Annotated in this window: 2 protein-coding genes and 1 pseudogene; 2 read left to right on the top strand and 1 reads right to left on the bottom strand. The window is 64.6% G+C overall.

The genetic code is table 11. From position 1 onward, the window contains the following. Positions 1-607 (bottom strand): annotated as a pseudogene (locus AC5JJ6_RS06190) (RNA degradosome polyphosphate kinase); the annotation flags it as partial. 163 nt (positions 608-770) lie between these two features. Between AC5JJ6_RS06190 and AC5JJ6_RS06185 the strand changes: the two are divergent. Together AC5JJ6_RS06185 and AC5JJ6_RS06180 are read left to right on the top strand one after the other, a co-directional pair. Beyond that, complete coding sequence (locus AC5JJ6_RS06185; RefSeq protein WP_496041202.1) at positions 771-1,295, top strand: SixA phosphatase family protein; 525 nt, start codon at positions 771-773, stop codon at positions 1,293-1,295. A 65-nt stretch (positions 1,296-1,360) separates the two neighbouring features. Then, positions 1,361-2,986 carry a CYTH and CHAD domain-containing protein gene (locus tag AC5JJ6_RS06180; RefSeq protein ID WP_496041201.1) on the top strand — a complete coding sequence of 542 codons (1,626 nt, stop codon included), beginning with the start codon at positions 1,361-1,363 and terminating at the stop codon, positions 2,984-2,986. The last annotated feature ends 144 nt before the right edge of the window (positions 2,987-3,130 follow it).

Raw genomic sequence — 3,130 nt, 5'->3', positions numbered from 1 at the left:
CGGGCAGCCGGATGAAGCGCTCGAGCTGCGACGGCATCGGCAGGAGCGCGTCCAGGTTCTGGCTGCGGTCGGGATTGTAGAGCTGGAGGGCGAGGCTGAAGCCGAGATTGGGGATGAACGGGAACGGGTGCGCCGGGTCCACCGCGATCGGCGTCAGGATCGGGAAAATGTCCTCGATGAAGCGGGCTTCCAGCCAGTCGATCTCGCTGTCGGTCAGCTCGCTTGGGTCGACCACGGTGATGCCGGCTTCGCGGAGATCCTGGCGCAGGGTGCGCCAGCCGTTCTGCTGGTCGCGCATCAGCTCGATCACCCGCTGATTGACGGCAGCCAACTGCTGGTTGGGCGACAGGTTGTCGTCCGACAGAGTCGTCACGCCTGCGCGCACCTGCGCCTTCAGGCCGGCGACGCGGACCATGTAGAATTCGTCCAGGTTGCTTGCCGAGATCGACAGGAAGCGAAGGCGCTCGAGCAGCGGATGGGCGTGGTTGAGGGATTCCTCGAGCACACGCTGGTTGAAGGCAAGCCACGAGAGTTCGCGGTTGATGAACCGGTCCGGCGATGACGACGGGTCGACCTGGGGGAACTCGATCTCTTGCGCGCTGGTCACGGCTGCCTCTGGTTACGGGGCGTGATGGGGAATGGTCAAGGATAGCGGGTTTCGGTTACGCTTTGGCAATCGAACGGACGGTGACCGACAGAATTTACAACAGGCGCGGTCCGCAGCCGTTCATTCGAGCTAAGATCGAGACGACGGAGCCTGCGTCAAGACCATGAAGACATTATACCTTTTGCGGCACGGGAAATCAGCCTGGAACGATGAGACTCTTTCCGACCATGACCGGCCCCTGGCGCCGAGGGGCGTCAAGTCTGCGACCCTGATCGGGCGGCAACTCCGGCTGGACGGCTTTCGGGCCGACTGCATCCTGTGTTCCACCGCACGGCGCGCCGTGGACACGCTGGAAATCGTCACCGCGCAACTTGACGGCCACGCGCTCGAGATGCCGGTCCATCAGGAACGGGGTCTGTACCTTACCGGGGAAAAGGCGCTGCTGGACCGGCTGCGCCTGCTGCCGGACAAGGTCAGGACCGCGATGCTGGTAGCACACAACCCCGACCTGCATCACCTTGCCCAGGACCTTTCCGGTTTCGGATCGGATGAAGATCTGAGGAACCTTGCCGCGAAGTTCCCGACGGCGGCTTTGGCGGTGCTGGAATTCGCGGTGACGAGTTGGAGCGACATAGAGCCGCGGGCCGGAACGCTCACCCGGTTCCTCATACCAAAAAAATTAACTTAACGAGCGGCGGAGCGGTCGGCTATCACGTGGTACCGGAACGCACGATCAGCGAGGCGCCGCAGCCAGTGTCACAGAACACCCATCCGATGAAGCACGACGGTGCCGCCTTGATGTCGCCGCCGCAGGTCCGGGCATCCGCCGGTACGGTAGGGCGCGAGATCGAACTGAAGCTGCATGTGGCGCCCAGCGATCTGGCGCGGCTGGCCCGTCATCCGGCGCTGGTCGGGCTTCAGCTGGGTACGGCGGCCAGCACGCGGCTATACACGGTCTATTTCGACACTCCCGACCTGCGGCTGGCGAGCTTCGGCGTGGCGCTGCGGGTACGCCGGCAAGGGGCACAGTATATCCAGACCGTGAAGACGCTGGGCGGCGGCAACTCGGGCGATGCCGCCGCCGTGGCGGTGAGGCGCGAGTGGGATTGGACGATCGCGGGCGAGGACCCTGACGTTTCGCTGCTGACGCTCGAAGGAATCCGGGAACTGGTGCCGCAGGACGCCCTGCCGGAAATCCGTCCGCTGTTCACGACGGATTTTCAGCGCACTACCCTGATGCTGCGGCCCGATCCGCTGACAGCCATCGAAGTGGCGCTGGATACGGGCGAGATCCGGGCAGGAACGACCTACCGGCCGATCAGCGAGATCGAGCTGGAACTGAAGGCTGGTCCGGTGACGGCCCTGTTCGACCTGGCGCGCGAGCTTCAGCGGATCGTGCCGATGCGGATCTCGGCGGACAACAAGGCTTTGGCCGGGTTCGCGCTGGTGACCGGACGGCTGCCCGAACCCGCGAAGGCGCCGCCGCTGGGCTTGACGCCGGCTGCCACGGTCGCGGACGGCTTCCGTCATATCGTCAGAAACTGCATGAGCCATGTCCTGGCGAACGAGGCCTGCGTCCTGGCCGGCGGCAGCGACGAAGGCATCCACCAGATGCGGGTGGCCTTGCGGCGGCTGCGGTCGGCGTTCGGCCTGTTCGACGACATCATCGCTTCCGGCGACGCCAAGGCGCTGAAGGATGAGGTGCGCTGGCTGATGGACCGCCTCGGACCGGCGCGCGACTGGGACATCCTGCATCATCGCTTCTTCCAGCCCTATGCCGAGAAGCACGGGCATGACGAAGCGATCCATCGGCTGGGGCAGGCGATTTCCTCCTCCCGCCGGTCGGCCCATGCCCGCGCCAGCGAAGCCTTGTATTCGCCCCGGTATACGACCTTGATACTTGCGCTGGGAAGCTGGCTGGAATCGGGACGATGGCAGGAGGACGCCGATCAGGAGACCTTGGCAAAGGCGGCGCAGCCGTTGCAGGAAATCGCCGGCGCCTGGCTTGGCGAGCGGCACCGGAAATCCCGCAAGGCAGGCCGGCAGATCCGGGAGATCGACGGTGAGCAGCGGCACAGGTTGCGGATCAGCTTCAAGAAGCTGCGCTACGGCGTTGAATTCTTTCGCGGAGTCTATGCGGCGGGAGCGGTTCGTCCTTATCTGGAGAAAGTCGAGGCGCTTCAGGAGAGCCTTGGCGACTTGAACGATGCCGATGTCTCCAACCAGCTGTTGAAGGCTCTCGTGGACGATGCCTCGAAGGACGTGAAGACGGCGGCCAAAGGGTTGTGCCAATGGCTGGAGCGCCACGCCCGGCGCCGCGTCGACGGACTGCCCGGTCAATGGGCCGAGTTCGAGAAGGCGAAACCTTTCTGGGAGTGACGAGATGAAGATCCGGCGGACTCGATGAGCGTTAGTTTCCTCTGCCGGAGCCTTTTCGCAGCGCTGGTGTGTGCGGGATCCGGTATCTCGCCTGCCCAAGCCGCAAGCGCCGTTCGCCACGATGCCGAGGTTCGGCTGGAACCG

The organism is Skermanella sp., from assembly GCF_059503625.1.
The sequence above is the reverse complement of the archived record's forward strand: the minus strand, read 5'-3'. Positions and strand labels throughout refer to the sequence as shown.